The organism is Mucilaginibacter sp. (assembly GCF_025359345.1).
Taxonomy (GTDB): Bacteria; Bacteroidota; Bacteroidia; order Sphingobacteriales; family Sphingobacteriaceae; genus Mucilaginibacter.
On record NZ_JANYGQ010000032.1, the window covers coordinates 473434 to 500343 of the forward strand.

The window sequence follows — 26910 nt, forward strand, 5'->3', positions numbered from 1 at the left end:
TTAAATATTTGGTATGTATTTTAACCCTATATCATCATAACAAATTATCATGATTAAAAATTACTTCAAAATAGCGTGGCGCAACATTGTTCACCACAAAGGATATACAGCTATAAATGTCTCGGGTTTAACGGTTGGCATCGCAGCCTGCCTGCTCATATACGTGGTTGTACAATACGAATTGAGCTTCGATACTTTTCAGCCCAATTTTAAAAATACTTACCACATTGTTACGGAGCAAAAGCGCGAAGGTGATATGGCCTATAACCCGGGAGTGCCAGCACCAGCAACTGAGGCGTTAAGGCTTGATTTTCCGCAGATAAAAGTTGCGGCCCTTAATTCAAGCTACGGCAGCCAGATAACCGTACCTGAAGGCAACTCGGCGACCGGCGTGGGCGATAAAAAGTTTGCCGAATCTGTCGGTGTGGTATTTGTTGAACCGCGGTACTTCGATATTTTCAGTGTAGACTGGCTGGCCGGCAGCAAATCGGCATTGAAGGATGCAAATACAGTGGTGATAGACAAAAGCAGGGCTGAAAAATACTTTGGCGATTGGAAAAATGCCATGGGTAAAACCCTAAAAATGGATAACCTGCTAAATTTAAAAGTGGTAGGTATTATTGAAGATGCGCCGGCTAACTCAGATGTTCCGTTTCGTGTATTGGTATCGTTCATTACCTGCAAACAACACCCCAATGAATATGGTTACAACGACAACTGGCACGCGCTAAGCAGCAATCACCAGGTTTTTGTGCAACTCCCGGCAAACGAATCTGTTGAGCGAATTAATAATCAACTTAAAACTTTTGCACACAGGCATGCAGGCGAAAAAGGCAAAGTTGGCATGACGAATTTTTTACAGCCATTGGGCGAACTGCATTTCGATAAGCGTGTTGGCAATACATTGGGCGACCATTTAACCAGCAAGTCTACTTTACGCGTTCTGTCATTCATCGCCATTTTGGTAATCATTATGGCATCCATCAATTTCATAAATCTTTCAACAGCGCAGTCTGTAGGCCGGTCGAAAGAGGTGGGTATCCGTAAAGTGCTGGGCAGTTCACGCGGTCAGCTAATAGGGCAGGTGATGGGCGAAACAACTATCATTGTTGCCGTATCCTTAGTCCTTGGGCTTATTGTGGCTAAGATAGCTTTGCCGTATTTAAAAAATATAGCCAGCGTACCTGACGACATTGCATTGCTTAGCGTGGGCAGTGTATTATTTTTGATTGCAGCAACCGTTATTATAATCCTTTTGTCTGGTGTTTACCCCGCGTTGGTAGTATCAGGCTTTAAACCTGTATCGGCGCTTAAAAATAAAATCACTGCGGCCTCTATAGGTGGCATCCCGCTGCGCAGGGGACTTGTGGTATTGCAGTTTGGTATTTCTCAGCTGCTCATCATCGGTACCATTATAGCAGTTAAGCAAATGCGCTACGTCAATGAAGCTGATTTAGGCTTTAACAAGGAAGCAATATTAGTTATACCCGGCTCAACAGATAGCCTGAGTTTACGCAAAATGCAATCGTTTAAGGAACAGTTGCTTCAAAGTCCAGAGATAAAATCGGTAAGTTTTGTATCTGATGTGCCATCGTCTGATAACAACTGGGGCACCAATTTTTATTACAATCAGGAGAATAAGGAAAACGGTATTACCACATTTTTAAAATATGGCGACGACGATTACTTTAAAACCTTTCAACTGCAATTTGTAGCGGGCAAAGGCTACGACCGTAGCGATACGGCAAGGCAGGCAGTAGTTAACGAGACGTTTTTGAAAAAACTGAACGTGCTAAAACCCGAAGACGCTATAGGTAAAACAGTAAAGCTTGGTGGTAATAACAGCCCGTGGCTACCTATTGTGGGCGTTGTTAAAGATTTTAAAACTAACTCTTTACGCGAGTCTGTTAAACCAATAGTAATAACGTCGCGCAAGAGCCAGGAAGGCGAGATAGCCGTAAAGCTGCAAACTAAAAGCCTCACCAAAACAATATCAACCATACAACATCAATGGGAAAAAACGTACCCCGAATATGCTTATACCGGGTATTTCCTGGACGACAATATCGCTCAGTTTTACAACCAGGAAAACCAGTTGGCGCTGGTTTATAAAATATTTGCGGGCATAGCTGTATTTATTTCGTGCCTTGGCTTGTATGGCCTGGTGTCTTTTATGGTAGTGCAGCGCACCAAAGAAGTAGGCGTTCGCAAGGTTTTGGGTGCATCGGTAAGCAGTATAGTAATGCTGTTTTCGAAGGAGTTTATGATACTGATTGCAATTTCGTTTGTAATAGCCATGCCGGTATCGTGGTACCTGATGTCGGGCTGGCTGCAAAGCTTTGTTTACCGCATAAATATCACATTTGACGTGTTTTTACTGGCCGTAGTATCATCAGTAATACTGGCCTGGGTAACAGTAGGCTACAAAGCAATAAAAGCAGCGCTTGCAAACCCGGTAAAGAGCATGAGGGCCGAGTAGTTCATAGTTGAACCAATGAACCACCATTATGATAAAGAACTATTTTAAAACCACCATGCGCAGCTTGTTAAAAAACAGGGGCTACAGTTTTTTAAATATCACCGGGCTGGCTATCGGTATAGCTTGTGCTTCGCTGATATTTTTATGGGTGCAGGATGAACTGACCTTTAATCACAGTTATCAAAAGAAGGATCAGTTGTACACTATCTACGAAAACCAAACGTATAATGGTAAGGTGAGTACTTTTCATGCAACACCAGGGCCTATGGCGAAGGTTTTAAAAGCTGAAATACCCGGTATAAAAATTGCAGCGAGAATAAGCGGTTTTGGTGACCAGTTGTTTGCGCTGGGCGATAAAATCATTAACGAAAAAGGCACCTATGCCGACGTCGAACTGTTTTCAATGCTTCAATTGCCGTTTGTATACGGCAGCGCGTCAAATGCATTTCAGCAAATACATTCGGTAGTTATTAATGAAACCATGTCGAAGAAATTCTTTGGGGATGCTGATCCAATTGGGAAATCACTGAAGGTGAACAACTAACAGGAATATACTGTTACAGGCGTATTTAAAGACCTTCCAAAAAATTCAACCTTACAGTTTCACTGGCTTGCGCCGATGGCCAACATCGACCATAAACAGCCCTGGATGGATATGTGGGGCGCCAACTGGGCCCGCACCTATGTTGAGCTTGAATCGAACGCTAATTTAGCGTTGGTTAACAGAAAGTTAAGCAACTTTATAGCTGGTAAAACACAAAGTAAAAATACAACTGTGTGCTTTCTGTTCGGGATGAATGACTGGAACCTGCATGATAATTTCGCAGACGGTAAAATGACCGGTGGCCGTATACAGTATGTAAAACTCTTCTTTTTTATTGCCTGGATAATCTTACTAATTGCATGTATCAATTTCATGAACCTGGCTACCGCACGTTCGGAGCAACGGGCTAAAGAAGTTGGTGTGCGTAAAGTGATGGGCGCCGGCAAAGGCAAGTTGATACGTCAATTTATCAGCGAAGCGCTGGTATTGTCGTTTGTGGCTGTATTAGTCGCCATTGGTTTAGTGTACATTGTATTGCCATCATTTAACAACCTGGTTCAAAAGGAAATGCTCGTAAACATCCTTGAGCCCTCGCACCTCATTTATTTAGTAAGTATAAGCATTGTAACTGGTTTATTGGCAGGTAGTTATCCGGCATTCTATCTATCGTCCTTTAATCCTATCGCTGTTCTTAAAAATATAAAGATAAAATCAAGTTCCGGTTCAGGTTTTATCAGGCAGAGTTTGGTGGTAATTCAGTTTACCGTTTCTATTATTTTAATTATCGGTACGGTAATTATCTACCAGCAAATTCAGCATGTAAAAAGTCGCGAGCTTGGGTACAATAAAGACAACCTGGTTTATGTAAATCTGCAGGGCAAACAGGGCGACCAGTTTACCGCAATATATAATGATTTGATGAAGTCAGGCATTGCAACAAATGCAGCCTTAAGTAATGACCGTGCTATTGAAGTTGGCAGTAACACCGATAATTATAGCTGGGATGGTAAGGATGCTTCAAAAAATCCCTTGATATCCTGGCAAAATGTTAGTTCGCAATTTATCTCGACAATGGGAATAAAGATGGCTGCCGGGCGCGATTTTTACCCACAGTCAGCATTGGATAGCAACTATGTGATCATCAATGAGGCCTTCGCCAAACAAATGGGTAAAGAAGGTCGGGTAGGCGGCATGATTAGGGATGGCGGCAAAAGGGCATTCCAGATTGCAGGCATCATGAAGGACTATCTTTATAACGATATGTACGGCAAAGCGGACCCATTGCTGATATACAATCACCCTGCAGATACCAGGGTGTTGACTATCCGCTTAAAAAACGGTGCAAACAAACAGGATGCAATTGTAAAGGCCGGAAATATTGTAAAAGCAGACAGCCCCGGCTATCCGTTCGATTATCAATTTGTTGATAATGACTTTGACGAACTATTTAAAACGGAAACGCTTACGGGGAGCCTCGCTGGTGTATTTGCTGCCTTGGCTGTATTCATTTCGTGCCTTGGATTATTTGGCTTAGCTGCCTACACCGCCGAAAGAAGGATAAAGGAAATAGGCATACGCAAAGTGCTTGGTGCCACCGTAGCCGGCCTTACCGGTTTGTTGTCAAAAGATTTCTTAAAGTTGGTTTGCATCTCATGTTTAATAGCTTTCCCGGTAGCCTGGTGGGCAATAAACAACTGGCTGCAAACCTATCAATACCGGATAAGTATTCAATGGTGGGTTTTTGCTATGGCAGGTGTTATATCACTGGTTATAGCATTGGCAACGGTAAGCTTCCAGGCAGTTAAAGCCGCTGTCGCCAACCCGGTGATGAGTTTGCGTTCGGAATAATTATGGGGCAATTCGAGGCGCTGTCATTATTCATGGGTAGTTTGGGGTAGACCTTTTTATCACAATAAAACAAAAGAGCCAATTGAAATAAATCTCAATTGGCTCTTTATATGTAACCGTAGTTAGACTAAGTGCCTAAGCCCGGCAATTCTATATAAAATATAGTTCCTTTGTCTACATTATTCTCGAACCATATTTTGCCGTTGTGCAGCTCAATAATTTTTTTGGATATGGAAAGGCCCAATCCAAATGGTTGTTCGCCGTGTGTGCCGTTTCTTTTCGCGGGTGTAAACATTTCAAAAACGACTTCCTTTTGCTCTGGTGCAATACCCATTCCATTATCGGCAACCCAGATAAGTACCAGGTGATTATTTTCTTTTATGCCCACCTTAATCGTACTGTTTGAGTAGCTGAATTTAATGGCATTAACAATCAGGTTATTGACAACCCGCCATATTTTCTCGTGGTTAATTTCAGCCAAAACAGGCTTGTTATCATTTTCAAAAACAATTTGCTGGTTCTTCTCCTTTGCCCTAAACTGTAATAGTTCTACTGAGTCGTAAAGCAAAGAGCGCAAATCAAATTGCTGTTTTATTAATATTTCGTTATCATCCTCAAGCCCCGATTTTAGCAACTCGTTTATCATTTCCATGGAGTGGAGGCCTGTAGTTTCAATCAGTTTCAGCATGTACTTGCTGTCGTCCGAGAATTCTTCTTCATCCATCAGCACACTGGCTAGCCCGGTTATACCCGAAAGCGGGTTACGCAGGTCGTGCGCCATTACTCTCATAATGCGCAGGTAGTTTTTATTTACACGCTCCAATTCCTCAAGCGATTGTTGCAATTTCCTGTTATGCTGCGTAAGCACCGTCAGGTTTCCTTTAGTGTTCTTAAGTGTTCGGCTTATCATCAAAATATAGAATATGGTTAAGGTATATGTTCGGTTTGAATGTTTTATATCAGTGTAAATTACCCGGTTAAACGGAAAATATTGTGAAAGGGTTGTATTTTTTTATTGCTCAGGGGCACTATAATAATCAATGGCTTTTTATCATCCAATATTACGATGTATATTAACGCCGTAAACCGTTTCGCTGATGATGAAAATCCTAAGTAATATTTACATAGCCGTTCTGCTTTGTTTGCTGATAACCGGCTGTAAAAATACCAACGCCCAAAATATGCAAGCCGGTAAGAATTTCAGAGTGATAGGTTACCTGCCTGCCTTTGGGATGCGCAATGGCGGCAATGTTAATTTTGATTTTGCGCGAATAAATTACCTTAATATAGCGTTTGTCAATCCGGATTCTACTGGTAATTTCAACGTATCGCCTGCGATGACCACAATTGTGGAAGCGGCCCATGCAAAACACACAAAGGTGTTGATATCCATAGGCGGAGGTTCGGCTCCGGCTTATTATTCAAAGTTACTATCAGATACGCTGCGTAATGTCTTAATAACCAACCTGGTAAATATTGCTGTTAAATATAACTTGGATGGGATAGATGTTGATTTGGAGGGCGAACGGATCGACAATAACTACGAAGCTTTTGTAACCGGATTATCGGATGCCTTACGACCGAAGGGCAAACTACTTACTTCGGCTGTAGCCACGGCCTACAAATCGCGTTATACTGACAAATCATTGGCTGTTTATGATTTCATAAACATCATGTCGTACGACAAAACGGGCCCGTGGCGACCACAGGATGCAGGTCCGCATGCGCCTTATGATATGGCGGTGGCCGATTTGGATTACTGGACAAATACCCGCCATATTGCAAAAGATAAGCTGAGCCTCGGCTTGCCTTTTTATGGCTATGGCTTTGGTACCGGTGCACCTACCGATATCAACTTTAAAAACCTGGTAATCCAATATCCGGGTGCCGAAAATGCCGACCAATTTATCGTACCTGGTGGCGGGGTTATTTACTATAATGGCGTCAACACTATAAAAAATAAAACTACGCTTGCGCTGCAAAATGCAGGGGGTATAATGATATGGCAACTACTGGGGGATGCAGAAGGAGACAAGTCGCTTTTAAACGTGATCAACAATACCGTCAGCGTGGGTAAATAATTGTGGTTTCAACAGTATTTTTGAAATAATTTTGAAATCCGGCGTATTAAACACATCTTTAATAACCCAATTTAACCGATAAATATATTGAAACGGCTAATTGCCATAACCTTGTTATCATTACACCTCTTTAATATAGGCGGGTATCTGGCGCTATATCAATATTTTTCGTACAAATCCGATAAGTTTTTTAACGAGCAAACCAGCAAAAACAAATATAACATTCACGACCTTACCGAGATTAAAATACCGGTGGACATGCCAACGGTTACGGAATGGCCAACATACGAGAATGTGAGCGGGCGCATACAATTTGAAGACGCCAGTTACAATTATGTAAAAATGAGGGTAACGCGCACCGCTATTTATATAATGTGTGTGCCAAACTATGAAACCACCCGGCTGGTTGGCCATAACGTTATCTGTGCGAAGCACATAAAGGATGTTCCGGTACCTAAAAAGAATCATGTGCCGTTTGGTAAAATAACCGCTATTGAAAAATTTCAGTTTAACTTTATACAGTTTGCTTTTAGTGTCCCCGCTAAAAGCTTAAAAACTTTCGCTATTCAACCCGTTCAAAGGGTTCAATCAAATTGCCCGGACATCCCGGAGCAACCGCCAAAATCTGCCTGTTAATTCCTGCATTTATTTTTCCGGGAAGGCGTATTAGCTACTGCTTGTATTTTATTGCTTGTTTTTTGTTTTGGGTTAATGCCGTGTTGATAAACAGCGGCAAACCTAAACGTCGCTTTAATTTATCGGTCGGCAAAATAATATAATCCGTCGTTCCAGCTATTTCTCAATTTCTATTTTTTAAAGATTATGGCACACATACCAGTTGAAGCACATCTGCCGGGTATTACCGGCTTGTTAGAATACCGTAAAGACACCGCTCAGCCCATCCGAGAGCTTACCCAGATTTTATTGCGCGGACCCTCCACGCTCACCGAAGGTGAGCGCGAATTGATAGCCACCGTAGTGTCAAACGGCAACAAATGCAAATTCTGTACTGCGGCCCATACCGCTGCAGCCGATTTATATTTAGGCGATAAAGAAACTTGCGAAATGGTCAAAACCGATATCAGTTCAGCACCGGTTAGCGAAAAGATGAAAGCCCTGCTTGTAATTGCTGATAAAGTGCGCGAAGGCGGCAAGTTAGTGACCACCGCCCATATCGAAAATGCAAAAGCCGAAGGCGCAACCGACCTTGAAATACACGATACGGTTTTAATAGCCGCACTTTTTTGTCTTTACAATAAATATGTTGATGGCCTGGATACCGCACTGCCCGACGATGCCGGCTACTTTGATGTGCTGGCCGGCCGGCTGATTAACAATGGCTACATGCGCCTGCCGCAAGGGTACGACCATTTAAAGAAAACTTAACCAATCACCCAATCTCAAAATGAAAAAATTTATCCTTATTATATTACTATTGAGCGGCGTTAAACTATACGCGCAGCAAAATCGCATAAGCGGCACCATAACGGATGGCGCCACCAACCAGCCAATAAACGGAGCAAGTATCACTGTAAAAGGCAAGATAGCAGGAACCATTACCGACAGTAAGGGGTTTTATAGCATTAACGCCGAACATTTGAAATTCCCGGTAATCCTGCAGGTATCAACCGTAGGTTACGCCAATTTCGAAATTACCGTTAAAAGCGCTGGCGATAACAACAACGGTAAATTACTGCAAACAGCCGTGGTACTTAATGAAGTGGTTACGGCAGCGACCCGCGTAAACCAAAGCATTTTAAACTCGCCGGTAAGTATCGAAAAAATGACACAGAAGGCTATTCGTGAAAACCCATCCTTCACTTTTTACGATGGCTTGCAAAGCCTAAAGGGAGTTGAAGCCGTAACCAGCAGTATTACCTATAAACAGGTTAATACCCGTGGTTTTAATACTACCGGCAATTCCCGTTTTTTGCAGCTGATTGACGGGGTTGATAATCAGACACCGGGCTTGAACTTTGCCGTGGGTAACCTTTTCGGCGCATCTGATTTGGATATTGATAATGTTGAAATTATACCCGGTGCAGCCTCGGCTTTGTATGGCCCGGTTGCTTTTAACGGCGCACTGCTGATGCACACTAAAGATGCCTTTGAATACCAGGGGCTGTCGTTATCGGCTAAAACAGGTATTAACCACCTGGGCGAAAGTAATGTGGGTATTAAAGGGATGTACGACTTTGCTTTGCGATACGCCAAAGCTTTTAATGACAAATTTGCCTTCAAAATAAACGCGTCGTACCTCACCGGCACCGATTGGTACGCCGATAACTATACCGATGTAAGTGCTTCAACCCCGCCTAATTTACGAGGGCCTAATAACCCGGGCCGCGATGCGTTGAATATTTATGGTGACGAAGTTTCAAGAACGTTACCAAATATCGGCCTTGTTTCAAGAACAGGTTACGAAGAAAAAGACCTAATGAATTACAACGTCTATAGTTTGAAACTGAACGGAGCATTGGAATACAAAATCACCAATAACCTCGAAGCCATTTACCAGTACAATTACGGCCGTGGTACCGCCAGTTATACAGGCAGCAGCAGGTTTGACCTGAATAACTTTGTGCTGCAAACCCATAAACTTGAGTTAAAGGGAAGCAATTTCTTTATCCGTAGCTATGCGGTTATTGAAAACTCGCACGACTCATATAACACCCGCTCACTTGCACAATTTATTAACCGCGACTGGGTGAAGGATATGAACGGTAATGTAGTAGCTCCTGCCCAGGCTGACGAAATGTGGTTTACCCGCTATCAAAATGCTTTTAACGGCACCGTAAACGGGGTTACCGGGCACGATAACAATGCCGCGCGGGCATTTGCCGATCAGGGCAGGTTTTTACCCGGCACACCAGAGTTTAACCAGGCTAAAGACGCATCTATTCATAACTATGGCTTAAGTGGCGCGGGGGTATTTAGTAACAGTAAATTTTACCACACCGAAGGCCAGTATGATTTTAGCAGCGCCATTAAAATATTTGATTTGCAGGCAGGTGGCAGCACACGCCATTATAGCATGTTTACCAACGGCAGTTTGTTTGACGATAAGGACAAGCGGATAACCATCAATGAATACGGCGCCTTCGCACAGGCGGGAAAGAAGCTGTTTGAAGATAAGCTAAGCCTGCTTGCTTCTGTAAGGTATGATAAAAATGAAAACTTTAAAGGCAGCTTTACTCCCCGTTTTGCAGCTGTTTACACTGTCGACCATACGCACAACTTCAGGGCATCGTACCAAACAGGGTTCCGTAACCCAACGCCGGTCGACCAGTTTATACACCTTAATGTTGGGCCTATCACCATATTGGGTGGCGCGCCAAATAACAGTAAGGGCTTAAACGTTTATGAAAATTCGTTTACAGCAGCATCGGTAAGTGCATTTGGTGCAGCATTTGGCCAGGCAGTTGGTAGCGGTACGCCATTCCCGCAGGCAGTTGCCAATAATAAGGACCTGATGGTAAAATCGAACGTGGCTTATGTGAAACCCGAACAGCAAAAGGCGTTCGAGTTGGGCTACAAAGGATTAATTGCTGAAAAACTATTAATCGATGTAAATTACTATTACAGCACTTATACCAACTTTATTTTAAACACTGTGGTTATACAACCACAGGATAATGTTTTAGGCGCCGATGGTAAAATAAACCCGGTTGCCGCAGGCGATATACCGGCCGGAAAAATCCATGCTTTCCAGTTGTACACCAATGCACCTGACAAAGTTTCGGCTTCGGGTGTTGGCTTGGGCGCGACCTATCTTATACCGAGAGGCTATTCGGTGGGTACAAATCTTACTATCTCGTCATTTAATATCCGTAACGCCAACCCAAACAACATAGCCCAATATAACACGCCAAAATATAGTGGTAATGTAACGTTTGCCAATAGCAATGCTTACAATGGTTTTGGTTTTAACTTAAACTGGCATTACCAAAGCGCGTTCGACTGGTATGGTACATTTAATGGCGTTAGGCCGGGCAGGGTAGATGCTTATTCGCTGGTTGACCTGCAGGTGAATAAAAAACTGCCGAAAATAAATGCCACATTAAAAATTGGCGCAAGCAACTTGCTGAATACCCAAATATCGCAGGCATACGGCTCGCCAACCATTGGCGGAATTTATTATGTAGGGATAACATTTGATAATTTGTTAAAATAATATGGAAACATTAACCATTAACGCCACCGAGAGGGCGCAAGTAAAATCGGCAACGCTATTTGCGCTGTTTGTGATTTGTTTTTTCAGCAGTGCATTCGGCGGGGCGACATCGACATTAATGTCTGTTTACCTGCCGGATGTAGTAAAACAGATGGGAGGCAACAAAACGCCGGGAGAGGTAGGTTACCTGAGCGGCCTCATTAATTCGCTTTTTATTTTTGGCTGGTCGGTGGGGGGCTTTTTCTGGGGTTTTATAAGCGACAACATCGGTCGCAAAAAAGCACTTGTGCTCGCAACCTCCAGTTATGGATTGTTTACCATCCTTACCGGCTTTATGCCGGGCTGGGGCGGTATTATGGTTTGCCGTTTTATGAGCGGCTTTGGCGTAGGAGGCGACTTAGTTATTGCATTTACCCTGATAAGCGAAGTTTGGCCGAAAAAAACCAAAGCTGTTTTTACAGGCATCCTTTCTATATCATTCCCGGTTGGTATATTCTCGGCTGGGGCTACGCGGTATTTGGTATCATCATGGCGCCAGGCATTTTATATCGGTGCGGTTCCAATTCTTTTAGGAATCATGGCATTGCTTTTTATTTCCGAGTCGGATTTGTGGAAACGCCATAAAGAAGATAAACATACCAACCCAATTTTGGACAACCAGCTATTCTCACCAACAAACCGCAAATCACTTTTTATTGGTTCGGTAATTTTTGGCGCTATGCTGATAGGGTTATGGGCCATATTTTCGTGGATGCCGACCTGGATACAGAGTCTGATTGCCGGCGATGGCAGTAAGCAGGCCGGCCTGAGTATGATGTTTTTGGGAATGGGCGGCTTAAGCGGTGGTTTTATATCGGGCTGGGTGGCGAATTTGATGGGACTGCGAAAATCGCTTATAGCGTGTTTTGCTGTATGTACTGCGATGGCTTTTTTGTTGTTTAAAACCAACGCAACTTTTACGCCGGCTATTTACGTGGAAATTGCTGCATTGGCGGTGTTTTTCGGGATAAGCCAGGGAGTTTTGTCGGTTTATATTCCGCAATTGTTTTCGACAGGGGTGCGTGCATCGGCAACAGGTATTTGCTTTAACGCCGGGCGGCTGTTTACTGCATTGGCGGTGTTGTTTGTTGGGGTGCTGGTAGTTAATTTAGGCGGATATAGTAACGCATTATTCATATTCTCGCTGGTATTTTTACCGGGATTATTGATTGTGCTTTTTGCAAAAAATATACAACCGGGCGATCACCCTTGAAAAGAGATACAAGAAGTTAAGAGTCAAGAGCCAAGAGAGAGAAAATGCGAATATTAGCTATTTACAGGTTATCGCATGGGCCTTTTTATCTTGACTCTTGGTTCTTGATTTCTTGACTCTTGTCCTAAAATTTATATAAAAATTAAATAACATGGCACATATTAAACTTGATAACGATTTGCCCGGCATACGCGGGTTGATGGCTTACCGGCCGGTAATGGCTGAACCTTTGAATGCATTGGCAGAAGTGCTTTTGCGGGATGATAACAACACACTAACCCGCGGCGAACGGGAATTAATTGGGGCATACGTATCGTACCTGAACGATTGTTTTTTTTGCCAAAATGTACATGGCGCTTTGGCCGGGCATTACCTTAAATGCGATATCGATGAAATTGAACAGATTAAGCAGGATTTTCAATCGGCAGAAATATCTCCAAAAATGAAGGCTTTGCTGAGCATAGCAGGTAGTGTTCAAAAAGGAGGGAAGCAGGTTACCGCTGACCAAATTGAAACCGCGAAAGGTGCAGGCGCAACCGATATTGAAATACACGATACCGTTTTAATTGCTGCTTCATTTTGTATGTTTAACCGCTATGTTGACGGCTTGGGTACCTGGGCGCCACAGGATAAACAATTTTATGTTGAACGGGCACCACGCAGGGCCGAAGAAGGGTATCAATCAAGCGTTTATCGCTAAAACAATAAAACAAAATCATGGCACATATAACTTTAAAAAATGAAGAACTGCCGGGCATAGTGGGCTTATTAAACTTTAGACCCGAAACTGCCCGGCCGTTGCTCGACCTTGCTGAGACACTTTTACGCGGTCCGTCGGACCTTACCAGTGGCGAGCGCGAAATTATAGCAGCATCGGTTTCATATTGGAACAATTGTCACTTTTGCCATACTTCACACGCAGCCGCGGCTTGCGCGCACCTTGGCGCCGGGCTCGGTTTTATTGATGAGATAAAGGCAGGCCTGCCAAGCGCCCCGGTTTCGGATAAGTTGCGGGCTTTGCTGCACATTGCGCACCAGGTGCAAAAAGGTGGTAAAAATGTGTCGGATGCTGATGTTGCCGCTGCCCGTGAAGCCGGTGCAAATGATAGCGAAATACACGATGCCGTGCTTATTGCCGCCGCCTTTTGTATGTTTAACCGCTATGTAGACGGCCTGGGTACCTGGGCGCCGCAGCCAAATGAGGCTTACAAAGAAATGGGTGAGCGTATGGCTTTTTTTGGATACGGAAAAAGTTAGATTTTTAGAGTCAAGAGCCAAGAATCAAAAACCAAGACATAATTTGGCGGCAGTTTTCTTGACTCTTGGTTCTTGCCTCTTGACTCTTTTTTAATATTATTTGATAAAACCCTGTAAATCTCTATATTCAGTTCGCCAATATTAACCTGATTTTTTAAATGAAAAACACTTCAATGGGGCCTTGGATATTTTGGACAGGCTTTTGTTTACTGCTTATCCCCGGGCTGGTACATGCTTACCTGTTGATGCCTTTTCCGGGCAGCCAGGATCTTAATGCTATAACCGCCTCTTATTATCTCGAAAAAATAGTAACGCCATTGCGGATTGCTGGGGCATTAATAGTGCTTTACTATATCATCAAATACTTTGCAGCCAACTCCACCAAAAACAAGGTTATAAAAGTTGCCTGCTTGGCGCTGTTTTTGGGAAGCTACTATGTGAGTGACGTGATGTACAAAGCTGAAACCATGTTCGAAGAACCAAAAACCGTAAAGTTTGCCGATGCTGCCGGCAATCATGTACCAGGCAATATGGTGATATTGGGAGTGGTAAACAATGGCGTGGCAAAGGCATACCCGCTTGTTTACCTGGGGTACCACCATAAAGTACAGGACGATGTAGGTGGCGAGCCAGTGTTGGTTACCTATTGTACCATGTGCCGCACTGGTCGGGTATACAGCCCTGTTGTAAACGGCAAACGGCAGCAGTTCAGGTTAGTGGGAGCGAGGCACTATAACGCAATAATTGAGGATGAGTCTACAAAAACCTGGTGGTACCAGGCAACGGGTATTGCGGCGGTTGGAGCATTGAAAGGGACTCACTTAAAAGAATTGAACTACGAACAGTCAACCCTGGCATCGTGGCTGGAGAAATATCCTGGCTCGCTGATCTTGCAGCCCGACAATCACTTTAAGACGGATTACGCCGACCTGGAAAACTACGATAGGATACAAGCCATCGACCGTGACAGCACTGTAAAAAATAAAGACACTATATTAAGGAAAAGCTGGGTGCTGGGTGTTATCATAAACAACCAGGCCAAGGCATACAACTGGCGTAAATTGGTTAAAACAAAAGTAATAAACGATAATTTTGCCAACACTCCCACCATGATTGGCCTTGAAAATGACAGTCTTACATTTCATGCCTACAATCGTATGGTAAAAGGGCGCGAATTACATTTCAACCTTGACTCTGTTGGCAGGCTTACAGATAAAGAAACCGTATCAACGTGGAACTGGAACGGCTTGTGTACCGACGGCTTAAATAAAGGTATACAATTGGATAAAATACAGGCCTACCAGGAATACATGCACTCATGGAAACATTTTCACCCAAAAACACTGTTTGAATAGGCTGGTGAGTTAATTGAAAAAGATGGCTGCTTAATAAAACATAGCCCGGTATAGTAAAATATGTCGGGCCTTTTTATAGTTGGCTTTTTTATATCAATCCGTCAAAATCACCTAAGAAAAAAGATTAAGAATAGAGGCGTTTAATTAAATGCAACTAATTTGCAATAAATTTCATTTTATATCAATATAGCACTATTTTAGGACACCAATTCATTAACCCCGATAAAATGAAAAAACCTTGCCTGTTATTACTCTTCCTGTTGTCAGCCTTTTATCACCAAACCACCTTTGCTCAAAAGGCTAAAATTGAATGGGACGAATGGGGCGTACCACATATTACTGCAGCCAACCAAAAGGATTTGTTTTTCGCGCAGGGCTGGGCCGAAATGCAGGCACATGCCAACCTGGTATTACGCCTGTATGCCAACGCAAGGGGCAAAGCAGCTGCATATTGGGGGCCTATTTACGAGCAATCGGACCAACTGGTGCATAGCCTGAATATACCGCAAACGGCAATATTGTTTCGAAAAACACAAAGCCTTGAACTAAAACAGATCATCAGATCTTTCACCGATGGAATGAATGCCTATGCAAAAGCACATCCTGAAGTAATCGATAAAGACAAATTACCAATACTACCGGTTACCCCGGACGATGTAAACCTGCAAAGCCTGTATGTATTTGTGATGGAATTTACCGGTGGCAATGAATTGAATAAAGTGCCGGAGTGGTCAGACATGGGGTCAAACGCCTATGCTATAAGCGGTAAGCGCACCGCCAGCCACAACACTATGCTGGTACAAAACCCGCATTTGATATGGGGCAATGAATTTACCTGGTTTGAAACGGAATTAACCCTTAACGGCAACCCGATATATGGTGCAAACCTGGTCGGTTTCCCCGGTTGCGCCATTGCTTTTAATAAATATCTGGGGTGGACCCATACCGATAATACGCTGGATAATGCCGATAGCTTTGAAATAACACTTAAAGATGGAGGTTACATGCTCGATGGGAAAAAGCAGGCACTAAAAGAACGGGCAGATACAATTTGGGTGAAGCAAAAAGATGGCAGCCTGTTGGCAAAACCCATGAAGTTTTACTCAACAGCTTTTGGCGATATTTTGAAAATGGATAAGAACAAAGCGTTGGCTTTGAAAGTTGCGGGTATGGACAGGCCGAATGCACTGCTGGAATGGTGGAGAATGGCAAATAGTAAAAATTTTGGGCAATTTGAGGCTGCTTTAAAAATGCAGCAGATGCCATTTTGGAACGTACTATACGCTGATACCGACAAAAATATTTTCTATCTTTTTAACGGCCTCGTACCGCGCAGGCCGGGTGGTACATTTGAAGACTGGAACCAAATAATAAAAGGAGATTCATCAAAAAACATCTGGAGCGGCTATTTAAGATACGATGAGCTGCCAAAATTGAAGAACCCGAAGAGTGGCTGGCTGCAAAATGCCAACGACCCGCCATGGCGCGCCACACTGCCACAGGAATTGGATAAGCACAATTACCCAAGCTATATAGCACCCGACAAAATGCCACTACGCCCCCAACGGGCAGCAAACATGATGATGGGCGACGGTAATATTACTTTTGAGCATTTGATAGACTATAAACTATCCACGCATGCGGAACTGGCCGACAGGGTTTTGACGGATTTGCTATCCGGTATCGACACTACTTCATCTCCGTTGTTACAGGAAGCCAAACAGGTTTTAAGCCAATGGGACAGGAACGCTGATAACGATAGTAAAGGCATGCTGTTGTTTTACTTTTGGTCGCGACGTTTTCAGCCATCAAACGAGTATAATTACGCGGTGAGGTGGGACCCTAACAGACCAAGTACTACACCAACCGGCCTCCGCGACAAAAAGCACTGCGTGGAACTGCTTGAACAGGTAGCTAAACAGATCAAAACAACTTTCGGCGATTTGGCAACGCCCTGGGGTACTTATTACCGGTTGAAAAGAAATGGCATCGACCTGCCCGGTAATGGAGCTGACGGCGAACTGGGCGTGTTTCGGGTAGCTAATGCTGGCAGGGGCACCAAAACAGTGACCGTAAGCAGCGGCGACTCGTGGGTTGGGATAATTGAATTTGGTAAACGCATAAAAGCAAAAGTACTCGTGAGCTATGGTAATTCCTCACAAAGCCAATCGGTACATAACGGCGACCAGTTGAAGTTGTTTTCAGAAAAAAAACTGCGCGATGCCTGGTTTTATCCCGAAGATTTAAAAGGCCATATTGTATTTACAGAAGTTTTGGAAGGCGATACATTTATCACTCAAAAATAAACCGGCATGAAAAAGATTTTATTGTTATTTATAGTGTTAGCGCTTAGACAAAGCGCTTTTGCCGGTGCCACAGAAGCAAAAACCATCATCAATCAACAAACTGACAGCCTTTCGGCTTATACCGGCAAATTTAAAATGACCCGGCAAAATCAATCTATATTTTTGCAACTGGATATTGTTAATAATGAATTAGTGGCCACCCAGGTTTGGGATGGGGAAAAGCTGCTGGTGAAACATATATCAGGCGATAAATTTATGGTAGCCGGTTTCGACTGGCCGGTTAAGTTTATAAGGGGCGCCGATGGCGACGTAATTAAGATAATTGTTAGCGGCACGGGCCTTTGGGTAAAAGAAATGCCCTAAAACGCTGCTTTCAATCCTTATCGGCGCAAATTTTTCCTTTACCTGCACATTTATCGCAAACTTCGTAATTGGGTATGCTGCGGGTGTGGCTGTTTGATACGCTTTCAATTTCGGTGTGCCTGTTGCCATGACTATCAATAGAGTAGGTACCGGGCACGGTATACGAATATGTTGTAACTATGGGCTTACTTAAAACTTTACGGCCGCCGCATTTGGGGCATACCTCGAAATTTTTGCAGGGTTTTTCGCCCGTCAAATCGCCGTAAACAATTATAGCGCCCCGGGGAAGGTTTGCGGGCAAGGTATAAACAGGCTCTGGTGCAATAACCTGGCCATGGTCAAGTCTTGTAGCTGTACCCGCAGGGTTGTAATATAATCCGTCGAACATATCACCTTTGCTGTCCCAACTTCCGGTAAACCTGTAGCCGTTATTAAACCGGTAGGTGCCGTTAACAATTGCGTTTGCATAAAAATTCCCTTCGAGTATATCGCCGTTGGCAAAAGCCATGGTACCTTTTCCCTGCCGGCGCTCATCCACAAAATTGCCGGTATAAACGTTCCCGCTTGGAAATTTGAAGGTGCCGAAGCCTGTTTCACAATCACCGTTAATGCAACCTGCATTTGTACCTTTTATTTCTTTCCAGTCAGCGGCGTTAACTTTGGCCGGCCCGGCTGCCGATTTCACCCCTTTACTGTAAAGTACACTTTCGGTTTTACCGCTTTTATAAATTATAACACCCTGTCCATCCTCAACACCGTTGCTGAATGAGCCTGTGTAGGTGTAGTCATCATATTTCATAGTTCCCTGGCCATCGGGCTTGCCATTTTTGAACTCGCCATTGTAAACGCACCAGCCAAAATCGTAAACGCCTTTACCTGTGGTGCAGTTGCCACTTTTGCATTGTGCGCCGGCAAGTTTAACCGTAAACAATAAAATAACCAAACAATACAGCCGTGCCATCGTCATTAATTTTTTGTGCCCAATTCCTTTGCCTTTTGATTGTCAGCATCAGACATCGCAATATTGCCTTTAAACTTGTAAACCGCCGAACGTAGCGAGTAATACATATAATTATCAGGGAAAAGTTTGAGCCCATCGTTTATTGCAGCTATTGCATCATCATAACGCTCCATATTGCTGTAGGCGGTAGCTTTTAGCAGATAGCCATCGGCGTTTACTTTATCCATTGCTATTACCTTTTCGGCTGCGGCCAGGCCTTCAGCGTTTTTATCGGCCCCTAATAAAATTTTTGCATAAACAGTGTAATAACTTGCTACTCTATTGTTTATGCCGATTGCTTTTTCGATGTTTTGCTGAGCAGGTGGGTAATTGCGCTGTTTTTGATAAAGCTTGGCCAATTCATAGTAGGCATCGTCAAAATTTGCGTCGATAGTTTTTGCGTGGTTATAATCTGCCATTGCCTTATCGGCAGCGCCTGTTTCAGCATAAAGAATACCCCGGTTAACCAAAGCATATTTCTGGTCTTTATTAAGTTCTATAGCCTTGGAGTAGTCTGCCAATGCTTCTGTGTTTTTGCCGAGCTTATGATTGGTTGAGCCCCGCATATTATAACCTTCGTCATTATCGGGTATCATTTCTATAAACTTGTTGTAATCAGTAAGCGCGTTTTCGTAACGGCTTATCGAGGCAAAATCTTCAGCGCGGCTTAGGTAAGCAAAAGGAAAGTCAGGCTTCAATTGTATAGATTTGCTGTAAGCGCCAATTGCCAACTGTATTTTGTTCTGGTCGTCGAGGACATTGCCTTTAATAACATAAAGTATAAATACATCATCGTGTTTAGTAATGGCGGCGTCCATAATGGTAAGCGCTTCATCATCACGGCTAAGTGCCATAGCGGCTTTAGCTTTTGTAATATTCAGGTCGATATTATCGGGGGCAATGCCGAGACCGCGTGTAGCGACATCATAACCCTGTTGGGCTTTATTGCTGCGTAAATAAAGCTGGCTAAGCACGTTGATGGCATTTACATTTTTGCCGTCGGCGGTAATGATTTTCTCGAATGCAGCAATAGCTTCGGGGTATTTGCCTTGTTTTGCAAGTTCCAGTGCCGCCTGTTCTTCCGGCGGCTGGCAAAATGCTGTTATGGATAAAATAAAGCAGCTAATGGTGATAAGTATCTTTTTCATAACGGATATTTGTTTTGACTGAATTAACCGTAACAAATATGGCTTTGATTATAGCGGCGGGCAATAATACATATGTAGTATTTTGATGTGGTGATGGCGATTTTTATGGTAGAGAACGCAATATTTTGCGCCTTACATAGGATAGGTTTACAATTACCCCGGAGGTTATACCTGGTTTAAATAATTCATCGTAAATTAATAAGATTATCGTTAAAAAATATCAACTACAATCAATTCTAAAAATCCATTTAATACCTAAAAAGTATATCCCCCATTGTCGGTGATATTTTGACGCTATTTTTTGTTGATTTTTAAACCGATATCCATATTTTAGCAAGGCGCATTATCATTACCGCCGCTACCTTATTTTGATGGGACAAAACAGCTATTTACACATGATAAATTTAAAAAGGGGATTATACATCATCACTGTTTTTATAATTACCTCCTGTAATAATTTATCAAACCAAAGCAATACCAAACAACCACCGGCGTTTAAACAGCCGGTCATCCAGCCAATAAAGTTCAGCAAAGCAAAAAAGATAAACTGGGATGCTATTGTAACCGCACATGTGCAACCGCTGTTCCGCAACCTGGATTTTAGCAAATTGCCCAGCGAAACTTATGACACGACTGATTATAAACCATTTTCGAAGCCGGTTGAGCAGGCGACATTAAATTTCAAAGCACTGCCCACTAAAAACCTCGATATAGATTTACTGCCGGCAAAGCCGCTGAAATTTAAAACCTATATTTTACAGCCACCAAAACTTATTAAACGAGGACCACTTGCCCGGGTAAATTCATCGCAGCTTATTTACGATTTTGGCGATATCCCCGGCCCGCAGGGCAATTCGGTTTCGTGCCTTTATACAGACCATGATGGCTTTTTGTGGTTTGCAACCTTCCAGGGCGGGCTTTTTAGGTACGATGGCGAAAATTTGCAGCAGTATATTGCAGGTCCGCTTGATTATAGTATAGATTGTATTTTACAGGATAAGCAGGGGCAAATTTGGATCAGCGAGTTTGGTGGTGGCATATCGGTGCTTGATATTAAGAATGGTGTCATAAAAAAAACAGGTGTAGCGCAAGGGTTGAATAGCGACAAGCCCAACCGGATGATGATTGATAATGAACAACGGATATGGGTTACTTATAGTACCGGGGGAGTAGATATACTGGATACACAATTATCAATTGTTAAATTCCTGGGGAAAGAAAACGGATTATCGACGGCCATGGCAACTGTGTCGACGCTGGAGGACGACAAGGGGAGTATATGGATTAGCACTTTAGGCGGCGGCCTGAATATCATCGACCCGGTTAATAAAAAGATAAAATATCTGGATAAAGCGCATGGGTTAAAATCAGATTCGCTGACATGGCTGGTAAATGACCGCACCAACCATGTTTGGGCGGGCTATGCAGATGGAGTATTAAGCGTATTGGGCAGTGCTGATAACACCATACAAAACATAAGGGAGGCACAACTGCCAAAAACTTTTGCCACGTGTTTGTTTGTAAATGATGACGGCAAGGTTTGGTGCGGCACCAACAGCGGCTTGTATATTTTTGATTTAAACAAACGCCTTGTGCGAACCCTTAAACAGCATGACGGTTTAAGCAACGCGCTTATACTGCGGATGGACAAAGATAATAACGGGCATATATGGATAGCGACGAACGGTGGGTTGAATGCAATAAATGTTCGTAAAACCGTAACCGAACGCATAGGCAGCGTAGGGACGGCCAGCGTATTTGAAGACAAAAACGGGCTGATATGGCAGGGTACAAATGATGGGGTTTATATCGTGAACCGTAAAAACAAAACTATAAGGCATTTGTCCAAATTACAGGGGCTTTATAATGATACTGTACAGACTATAAGAGAAATACAGGGCGAAGTATTTATTTGCACCAACAATGGCCTGGATATAATTGATTCGGCGCACACTTCAATAGCTCATTTTGGTACTGAAGAAGGGTTTACAAACAGGGTAATATTATCAGCTGCTGCTGATAAAAAGAACAGGCTGTGGATAGGCGGCGACCAGGACGGGTTGGATGTACTTGACCTGGGCGATTTAAGCCTAAAGCATATTGGCAAAGCAAGAGGATTAAGCAACGGGCAAAATATTGATGATATCAGGCTTGATAAGCAGGGCCGTATCTGGGTGTCTACGCGTATCGGCGGTATAAATGTTATTGACCCGGATACTTGGACTATAAAGTCGGTAAATGCTGTTAACGGGGTAAAAATGCTGCAGGCCGACGAAAGCGGAAATATGTGGATAGGAACGGCAAAAGGCATTTTAATAGCAAATGCGAAAGACAACGAATTAATATCTTTTTCTACGCCGCAGGGGCTCGTAGACGAGCGGGTAATTTCGTTGATAAACCGTAACGGTAAAATGTATGCAGGCACCAATAAGGGTGTTAGCGAAATAACTCCGCCCAAGGCAGGTTTAACCAGCGGGGATGGCTGGAAAGTAAGGTCGTTTGGCGAAGCTAACGGTATTATAAAACGCGCTAGAGGCAATTGGCTGACTGACATAATAACGCGTGATAATTATTTTTGCATGGGCGATTCGGGGCTGATAATGTTGAACTTGTCGCGGAAAAGCATGGCAGCACCGCAGGTATACATCAGCGGGCTTAATGTTATGGACGAGCCAGGTGCTTTCATGAACAAAACTGCCTACGATTTAACCGGCAGAGACACACTTTGGCTTAATGAAGATGTATCGTATATCAGCGGTCAGCACCCGGAAACTACCGGGTACACTTCGCAAAGCGGGATAAGATGGGACAGCGTTAAAACACCTTATAACATACCGGTTAATTTGCACGTGCGGTACGACCAGAATTTTATCCAATTTCAGTTTAATACGTTAAACCTCGCCAAACATGATACTACCTGGTATAGGTACCGGTTGCTTGGTCTTGATAAGGATTGGAACCAACTTACCAATTTAACAGCCAGCAGGAACTATTTTAGCCTGGCACCGGGCGAGTATACCTTTGAAGTATCTGGCAAAACAATTGACAGGGACTGGACAGCACCGGCACGGTTAAGCTTTACCATCGACCCGCCGTGGTGGCAAAAATGGTGGGCTTATTTGATTTACCTCGGAATTTTTGCCGGATTGGTATGGGGCTTTACACATGTGCGGGCGCTGCAACTGGTGAAAGATAAACGCAGGCTGGAGCAAAAAATAACAGAACGCACCGAAGAGGTGATGCAACAAAAAGAGGAAATTGAAACCCAGCGCGATCACCTTGAAAAGATGGTGGATGAGCTGAAGGTGGCACAATCACAACTGGTTCAGAGTGAAAAACTGGCATCATTAGGTGAATTGACCGCCGCCATTGCGCATGAAATTCAGAATCCGCTGAACTTTGTAAATAACTTCTCGGAAGTGAGTATCGAGATGCTGAACGAACTGAAAGAGGCGCAACAAAAAGAAAGCCGGGATTTGGAGGATGAAAAAGATCTGTTTGACACGCTGGAACAAAACCTTGATAAAATACAATTTCACGGCAAACGGGCCGATGGCATTGTGAAAACCATGTTACAACACTCGCGCAACAACAGCAGCGAACGTGAACCAACTGATATTAACGCACTGACGGATGAATACATGCGCTTATCGTACCATGGGCTGCGCGCTAAGGATAAGTCATTCAACGCAGGCATGCTGATGGACCAGGGCAATAAAATACCTAAGCTAAATATCGTTCCGCAGGAGGTTGGCAGGGTTATGCTAAATATATTTAATAATGCGTTTTATGCGGTCCATCAAAAAAGCAAGCTCAATATTCCCAAATACCAGCCGCAGGTAACGCTTTCAACGCGCTCGGAAAAAGGGTTTGTGAGCATAACCGTAAAGGATAACGGTACCGGCATACCCGATAGCATAAAAGATAAAATTATGCAGCCCTTTTTTACCACCAAGCCAACGGGCGAAGGTACAGGGCTGGGCCTTTCATTAAGCCATGATATTATTGTGAAAGGTTATGGGGGTGATATACGGATCAATAGCAAAGAAGGGGAGTTTACTGAGTTTACGGTGATGATACCGGTGTAGGTAAAACAAGACTAAAAATTTACGCGATTTTTTAGATCCAAAAACCTGGAATAGGCTAATTTAAAATAGATTACAGTACTGCATACACAAGTGTCAAATTTTATCACGTTTGATTATCAGTAACTTACAAATGTTGTAAAATTATAGTGTTTGATAATCAGGATGTTCCATAGCGTTCGGGGTGTTCCGGATGTTCAAAAATGGAACGCTTTGTCGGAATGTAACCTGCCGACTGGTTTCCGTTTGAACGGCCCGGATCTACTACAAGCCTGCTAAATATGTGGAAGGAATTCCCCGATAATTACTTAATTAATTAACAATCAACATGTTGAGTATTGGCAAAAGATAAAGTGGTTGATAATCAATATGTTCCATAGCGTTCGGGGTGTTCCGCGTGCAAAAATGGAACGCTTATGCTTCCTCTTTAAAATACACCTTATAATAATTCATAGCCTTGCCGTCGTCAAAACCTTTCTCAATCAGGTCCTTATTGCCGTGGATGTAGATATGAAAATTCTTATCCAGCTTTAGTACGCTTTTATAAATCTTAGCCTGTTTTTTTACCGCGTTGTCTGATATTTCGAAGGTATCGGAGATAGGGGTGTCGAACTCCTGTTCGTATTGGTTTTTAAAGTTTTTGAACGATTCTATTGCCTGCGGGTTGCCGATTACTTCACCGGTAAACTCGTCCATATCAAAGGTGTCTTTTTCCTTAAAATATTTCATGGAGCGGTTTAGCAGGTCAATTTTATCAGCCTTGCTCATTTCAAACTCATCATCCAATTTATTGGTGACAAAGTTTTTGTAAATGCCCAGCGCATTGCTGGTTTGGTTATAGCTGTCGTTGCGAATTTTTAATTGCAGGAAATCGTCTTTCCAATATACCGCTGCGTCGCTGCTGCTATTACCGTTTTTATCGATTACTACTACTTTATAGCCATTCTCTTTTTCAATATTGAAAATCAGCGCACCTTTATCCAGCTTGTTAATGTTGATGGCATTTTCTTCGTAATCAACCTGGAAACCACCTTTGTCGGGGTAAACCTTCAGGTAAGTCTCTTTATTTTCTGATTTGAAAATACCGATACAATCCAGTGGGTTACCCTCAATCTGCACCTTGTTAAAGTAAACCACGTAAAGTTCGCCGCCTTTTATATTGGGATGCGTGGTTACCTTAAAAAGGAACTTGGCAATCAGCTCAGATGCTTCATGAAATTTTTCTTTTTGCTCGAATATCCTGGTAACAAAATGGTGGATTTCGTTTAGGGCAAGGTCGCCGCTGCTGTGGGTGAGATGGTAAACCTCGTTCGCTTTTTCAAATGGCTTTAGAAAATACTGCATCAAAAGGTTGGGGATAACGTCGTCCTTTAATTCGAGCGGGTTATCAGATAGCGAATACAACTCATTTATCGACGGGTTGCCGACATGATGTACAGAAATAGTATCAAGCGAAGCTTCAAAAAAGGTTACCATAATAGGGCGAAAGTAGCTTTTTTAGTTCATGGTTCATAGTTGATTGTTCATAGCCGGAAATCACATCGAAGCGTAAGAAAGCTGTTTTATTGCGAAAGAATGCTACCAAATGCCGAACTTTGCGCCCTGTTTATCCGCTTGCTTCGCCGCAAACGCCCTAATGACTAATGACCCAATGACTAATGACCAAACAATCGTCGCCCTTGCCACCCCAACCGGAACCGGGGCTATAGGTATTATCCGCCTTTCAGGACCAGAGGCTATCACAATAGCCAACAGCGTTTTTAAAGGCAAGGACTTAACCCGGCAGGCATCGCACACCATTCATTTTGGCAGCATTGCCGATGGCGATATGTTATTGGACGAGGTTTTGGTTTCGTTATTCATTGCCCCGCGTTCTTACACCAAGGAAAACGTAGTTGAGATTTCATGCCATGGTTCGGCGTACATAATTGAATCAATTATAAAACTACTGATAAAGAAAGGGGCCAGGTCTGCAAAAGCGGGGGAGTTTACGTTAAGAGCTTTTCTGAATGGTCAGCTGGATTTATCGCAGGCAGAGGCCGTTGCCGATTTAATCGCATCCAACTCCAAAGCTTCCCAACAGGTGGCCTTAAACCAGCTTAGAGGCGGCTTTAGCAATCAGTTACAAGCCCTGCGCGACCAACTGGTTCAGTTTGCATCGCTTATCGAGCTGGAACTTGATTTTGCCGAAGAGGATGTGGAATTTGCCAACCGCGACCAGCTTAAAAAGTTAATCAACGAAATTAACCGGGTAATTGGCAGCCTTATCCGGTCGTTCGAGTTGGGCAATGCCATAAAACAGGGCGTAAATACCGTAATTGCTGGTCGACCAAACGCTGGTAAATCAACGCTTTTAAACGCTTTACTCAATGAGGAGCGCGCTATAGTCAGCCATATCCCCGGCACCACCCGTGATACCATTGAGGAAGTGCTGAACATCCAGGGCATCAATTTCAGGCTGATTGACACTGCCGGCATCCGCGAAGCCACCGATACAATAGAACAGATCGGGGTGCAGCGCACCATGGAAAAAATCAGTCAGTCAGCATTGCTGATTTACGTTTACGATGCATCTGAAATGACGGAAAAAGATCTAAACCAGGATATTGAAAGCCTGCAAAAGCCTGGCATTAATATGCTGTTGGTGGCTAACAAAATTGATTTATTAAATGGTGCGCCTATCCTCTTGTATTTCCCGGCTTATGGCTTCTCAAACTTGATCTCCATATCAGCCAAAGAAAAACTCCATATCGATGACTTGAAAAGCAGCATATACAATGCCGCCATCAAAAGCCAGCTAAACGATGATGAAACGTTGGTAACTAATATTCGCCACCTGGAAGCGCTTCAAAAAACTGAAGACGCCTTAAGCCGGGTGCTGTACGGTATGGACAGCGTAACCTCCGACTTTTTGGCGATGGATATTAAGCAAGCTTTGCATTATCTAGGCGAGATTACCGGAGCGGTTACAACTGACGATTTGCTTGAGAATATATTTAGTAAGTTTTGTATCGGAAA

At 43.3% G+C, this 26910-nt stretch carries 19 protein-coding genes; 15 read left to right on the forward strand and 4 right to left on the reverse strand.

The genetic code is table 11. The annotated features are described in order from the left end of the window. The first annotated feature begins 49 nt into the window (after positions 1-49). The 3 genes from Q0R52_RS22475 to Q0R52_RS22485 all read left to right on the forward strand — a co-directional run bounded on the left by Q0R52_RS22475 (position 50) and on the right by Q0R52_RS22485 (position 4871). Positions 50-2479 carry an ABC transporter permease gene (locus Q0R52_RS22475; RefSeq protein WP_295798815.1) on the forward strand — a complete coding sequence of 810 codons (2430 nt, stop codon included), beginning with the start codon at positions 50-52 and terminating at the stop codon, positions 2477-2479. Between the two features lie 28 nt (positions 2480-2507). Next, positions 2508-3023, forward strand: a complete 516-nt coding sequence (locus Q0R52_RS22480; protein ID WP_295798816.1) for an ABC transporter permease — start codon at positions 2508-2510, stop codon at positions 3021-3023. A gap of 75 nt (positions 3024-3098) precedes the next feature. Beyond that, entirely contained in the window at positions 3099-4871 is a 1773-nt protein-coding gene (locus Q0R52_RS22485; RefSeq protein ID WP_295798819.1) for an FtsX-like permease family protein, read from the forward strand. Positions 4872-4998: 127 nt separating this feature from the next. Here Q0R52_RS22485 and Q0R52_RS22490 read toward each other — a convergent pair whose 3' ends face one another. Next, on the reverse strand, positions 4999-5781 hold the full coding sequence (locus Q0R52_RS22490) for a HAMP domain-containing sensor histidine kinase (RefSeq protein WP_295798821.1): 783 nt from the start codon (positions 5779-5781) through the stop codon (positions 4999-5001). Between the two features lie 187 nt (positions 5782-5968). On the opposite strand from Q0R52_RS22490, the gene Q0R52_RS22495 reads away from it, so the two are divergent. The 10 genes from Q0R52_RS22495 to Q0R52_RS22540 all read left to right on the forward strand — a co-directional run bounded on the left by Q0R52_RS22495 (position 5969) and on the right by Q0R52_RS22540 (position 17659). Continuing rightward, the gene (locus Q0R52_RS22495) at positions 5969-6952 is read left to right on the forward strand and encodes a glycosyl hydrolase family 18 protein (RefSeq protein WP_295798824.1); all 984 of its coding nucleotides are present in this window, start codon (positions 5969-5971) and stop codon (positions 6950-6952) included. Between the two features lie 87 nt (positions 6953-7039). Beyond that, positions 7040-7588, forward strand: coding sequence for a hypothetical protein (locus Q0R52_RS22500; RefSeq protein ID WP_295798827.1), 549 nt, complete (start codon positions 7040-7042; stop codon positions 7586-7588). Positions 7589-7774: 186 nt separating this feature from the next. Then, positions 7775-8338, forward strand: a complete 564-nt coding sequence (locus Q0R52_RS22505; protein WP_295798829.1) for a peroxidase-related enzyme — start codon at positions 7775-7777, stop codon at positions 8336-8338. Between the two features lie 19 nt (positions 8339-8357). After that, positions 8358-11126 (forward strand): TonB-dependent receptor, encoded by a 2769-nt coding sequence (locus tag Q0R52_RS22510; protein ID WP_295798831.1) that lies wholly within the window; start codon positions 8358-8360, stop codon positions 11124-11126. Between the two features lies 1 nt (position 11127). Beyond that, on the forward strand, positions 11128-12378 hold the full coding sequence (locus Q0R52_RS22515) for an MFS transporter (protein WP_295798836.1): 1251 nt from the start codon (positions 11128-11130) through the stop codon (positions 12376-12378). A gap of 151 nt (positions 12379-12529) precedes the next feature. After that, entirely contained in the window at positions 12530-13078 is a 549-nt protein-coding gene (locus Q0R52_RS22520) for a carboxymuconolactone decarboxylase family protein (protein ID WP_295798838.1), read from the forward strand. 17 nt (positions 13079-13095) lie between these two features. Further along, the gene (locus Q0R52_RS22525; RefSeq protein WP_295798841.1) at positions 13096-13635 is read left to right on the forward strand and encodes a peroxidase-related enzyme; all 540 of its coding nucleotides are present in this window, start codon (positions 13096-13098) and stop codon (positions 13633-13635) included. 158 nt (positions 13636-13793) lie between these two features. After that, positions 13794-14990 (forward strand): DUF3179 domain-containing (seleno)protein, encoded by a 1197-nt coding sequence (locus Q0R52_RS22530; RefSeq protein ID WP_295798843.1) that lies wholly within the window; start codon positions 13794-13796, stop codon positions 14988-14990. A gap of 227 nt (positions 14991-15217) precedes the next feature. Continuing rightward, entirely contained in the window at positions 15218-17296 is a 2079-nt protein-coding gene (locus Q0R52_RS22535) for an acylase (protein ID WP_295798845.1), read from the forward strand. Positions 17297-17302: 6 nt separating this feature from the next. After that, positions 17303-17659 carry a hypothetical protein gene (locus Q0R52_RS22540; protein ID WP_295798848.1) on the forward strand — a complete coding sequence of 119 codons (357 nt, stop codon included), beginning with the start codon at positions 17303-17305 and terminating at the stop codon, positions 17657-17659. A gap of 10 nt (positions 17660-17669) precedes the next feature. Here Q0R52_RS22540 and Q0R52_RS22545 read toward each other — a convergent pair whose 3' ends face one another. Together Q0R52_RS22545 and Q0R52_RS22550 are read right to left on the reverse strand one after the other, a co-directional pair. Beyond that, a complete protein-coding gene (locus Q0R52_RS22545) occupies positions 17670-18620 on the reverse strand; it encodes a hypothetical protein (protein WP_295798850.1) in 951 nt (316 codons plus the stop codon). 5 nt (positions 18621-18625) lie between these two features. Further along, entirely contained in the window at positions 18626-19807 is a 1182-nt protein-coding gene (locus tag Q0R52_RS22550) for a tetratricopeptide repeat protein (protein WP_295798852.1), read from the reverse strand. Between the two features lie 395 nt (positions 19808-20202). Here Q0R52_RS22550 and Q0R52_RS22555 point away from each other — a divergent pair, with 395 nt between their 5' ends. Continuing rightward, on the forward strand, positions 20203-23895 hold the full coding sequence (locus Q0R52_RS22555; RefSeq protein WP_295798854.1) for a two-component regulator propeller domain-containing protein: 3693 nt from the start codon (positions 20203-20205) through the stop codon (positions 23893-23895). A gap of 411 nt (positions 23896-24306) precedes the next feature. Here Q0R52_RS22555 and Q0R52_RS22560 read toward each other — a convergent pair whose 3' ends face one another. Beyond that, positions 24307-25368 (reverse strand): nucleoid-associated protein, encoded by a 1062-nt coding sequence (locus tag Q0R52_RS22560; RefSeq protein WP_295798857.1) that lies wholly within the window; start codon positions 25366-25368, stop codon positions 24307-24309. A gap of 175 nt (positions 25369-25543) precedes the next feature. Here Q0R52_RS22560 and mnmE point away from each other — a divergent pair. Next, on the forward strand, positions 25544-26910 hold a 1367-nt coding region (mnmE, locus tag Q0R52_RS22565; protein ID WP_295798859.1), incomplete at its 3' end, for a tRNA uridine-5-carboxymethylaminomethyl(34) synthesis GTPase MnmE.

What these genes read in the sequence shown, in the direction of transcription:
- Q0R52_RS22520 (WP_295798838.1), top strand. Translation starts at nt 12,530, where the DNA reads ATGGCACATATTAAACTTGATAACGATTTGCCCGGCATACGCGGGTTG.
- Q0R52_RS22475 (WP_295798815.1), top strand. Translation starts at nt 50, where the DNA reads ATGATTAAAAATTACTTCAAAATAGCGTGGCGCAACATTGTTCACCAC.
- Q0R52_RS22530 (WP_295798843.1), top strand. Translation starts at nt 13,794, where the DNA reads ATGAAAAACACTTCAATGGGGCCTTGGATATTTTGGACAGGCTTTTGT.
- Q0R52_RS22535 (WP_295798845.1), top strand. Translation starts at nt 15,218, where the DNA reads ATGAAAAAACCTTGCCTGTTATTACTCTTCCTGTTGTCAGCCTTTTAT.
- Q0R52_RS22555 (WP_295798854.1), top strand. Translation starts at nt 20,203, where the DNA reads ATGATAAATTTAAAAAGGGGATTATACATCATCACTGTTTTTATAATT.
- Q0R52_RS22540 (WP_295798848.1), top strand. Translation starts at nt 17,303, where the DNA reads ATGAAAAAGATTTTATTGTTATTTATAGTGTTAGCGCTTAGACAAAGC.
- Q0R52_RS22545 (WP_295798850.1), bottom strand. Translation starts at nt 18,620, where the DNA reads ATGGCACGGCTGTATTGTTTGGTTATTTTATTGTTTACGGTTAAACTT.
- Q0R52_RS22480 (WP_295798816.1), top strand. Translation starts at nt 2,508, where the DNA reads ATGATAAAGAACTATTTTAAAACCACCATGCGCAGCTTGTTAAAAAAC.
- Q0R52_RS22505 (WP_295798829.1), top strand. Translation starts at nt 7,775, where the DNA reads ATGGCACACATACCAGTTGAAGCACATCTGCCGGGTATTACCGGCTTG.
- Q0R52_RS22515 (WP_295798836.1), top strand. Translation starts at nt 11,128, where the DNA reads ATGGAAACATTAACCATTAACGCCACCGAGAGGGCGCAAGTAAAATCG.
- Q0R52_RS22560 (WP_295798857.1), bottom strand. Translation starts at nt 25,368, where the DNA reads ATGGTAACCTTTTTTGAAGCTTCGCTTGATACTATTTCTGTACATCAT.
- Q0R52_RS22485 (WP_295798819.1), top strand. Translation starts at nt 3,099, where the DNA reads ATGGCCAACATCGACCATAAACAGCCCTGGATGGATATGTGGGGCGCC.
- Q0R52_RS22490 (WP_295798821.1), bottom strand. Translation starts at nt 5,781, where the DNA reads ATGATAAGCCGAACACTTAAGAACACTAAAGGAAACCTGACGGTGCTT.
- Q0R52_RS22495 (WP_295798824.1), top strand. Translation starts at nt 5,969, where the DNA reads ATGATGAAAATCCTAAGTAATATTTACATAGCCGTTCTGCTTTGTTTG.
- Q0R52_RS22550 (WP_295798852.1), bottom strand. Translation starts at nt 19,807, where the DNA reads ATGAAAAAGATACTTATCACCATTAGCTGCTTTATTTTATCCATAACA.
- Q0R52_RS22510 (WP_295798831.1), top strand. Translation starts at nt 8,358, where the DNA reads ATGAAAAAATTTATCCTTATTATATTACTATTGAGCGGCGTTAAACTA.
- Q0R52_RS22525 (WP_295798841.1), top strand. Translation starts at nt 13,096, where the DNA reads ATGGCACATATAACTTTAAAAAATGAAGAACTGCCGGGCATAGTGGGC.